The sequence below is a fragment of the Bacillus sp. P4_D3 genome (genome assembly GCF_056401855.1).
The window spans coordinates 1-1,420 of record NZ_JBFUIN010000764.1 but is presented as its reverse complement, the minus strand read 5'-3'; the positions used below and the strand labels follow the sequence as shown (position 1 = coordinate 1,420).

The window sequence follows — 1,420 nt, the reverse complement described above, 5'->3', positions numbered from 1 at the left end:
CTCTCGCAAAGGAAACTGCCATGATAATGCCTGTATTGAGTCATTTTTCTCCCATTTTAAATCGGAAATGTTGTATTTGAATCATTTTAAAACAGAAGCAGATTTAATACAAGCAATTGAAGAGTATATTTATTTTTATAACTATAAACGGTTCCAAAAACGACTCAACCACCGAGCTCCGATAGAATATCGAATCTCGATGGCTGCTTAGTCTTTTTAATATTGTCTACTTGACAGGGATAAGACCATAGGTATAATCCTAAGGTCTTTTTATATTTATGTGACCTAAATTCTGTTGAATTGAACTACCCTCCACTTAACACCCTTATGGGTTGTTTGAAGTGGGGGATTCCTACGAACACCAAAGTATCCTTCGGTTATCCTAGTAGGCTAATCCCGTAGTTCCTACGGTTAATACGAAATTCGTACGGTATCACAATCTTATTTTGGTTTTTTGACATCTAGAAATAGACCTGGTTTTGGTAGCACGAATCGCACTGACATAAGTCATCTTTCCCCTTTAGGGATGGGAGTGTCAAAATGAAGTAGTCCTGATATCACGGCTATAATCTTCTTTGAAATATAGATATATCCCTATTTCCATAATTGGATATTTCCCTATATCTCTACTTTTGTTATCAGAAATAGAGGCATAGGGGAAGCTTTTGAACAAATTACTGATTCTATTGTATGTACCACATATCACCATTATAATATCCCTATTTCYATAATTGGATATTTCCCTATTTCTCTACTTTTGTTATCAGAAATGGTGGCATAGGAGGAGTCTTTGAACAAATTACTGATTCTATTATATGTACCACATATYACTATTATAMTCTCCCTCACAATATATAAATATCCCTATTTCTATAATTGGATATTTCCCTATTTCTCTACTTTTGTTATCAGAAATGGTGGCATAGGAGGAGTCTTTGAACAAATTACTGATTCTATTATATGTACCGCATATCACTACTATAATCTTCTTTTCGATATAGATATATCCCTATTTCTATAATTGGATATTTCCCTATATCTCTACTTTTGTTATCAGAAATGGTGGCATAGGAAGAGCTTTTGAACAAATTACTGATTCTATTATATGTACCGCATATCACTACTATAATCTTCTTTTCGATATAGATATATCCCTATTTCTATAATTGGATATTTCCCTATTTCTCTACTTTTATTATTAGACATGGTGGTATAGGGGGAGCTTTTGAACAAATTACTGGTTCTATTGTATGTACCACATATCACTACTATAATCTCCTTCTCTATATAGATATATCCCTATTTCCATAATTGGATATTTCCCTATATCTCTACTTTTGTTATCAGAAATAGAGGCATAGGGGAAGCTTTTGAACAAATTACTGATTCTATTGTATGTACCACATATCACCATTTATAA

At 33.0% G+C, this 1,420-nt stretch carries 1 protein-coding gene; it reads left to right on the top strand.

All coding sequences use genetic code 11. The features are described 5' to 3' along the window. Window positions 1-211: IS3 family transposase (locus AC1DTM_RS26445; protein WP_477001278.1), on the top strand; the 211-nt coding region annotated here is incomplete at its 5' end. Between the last annotated feature and the right edge of the window lie 1,209 nt (window positions 212-1,420).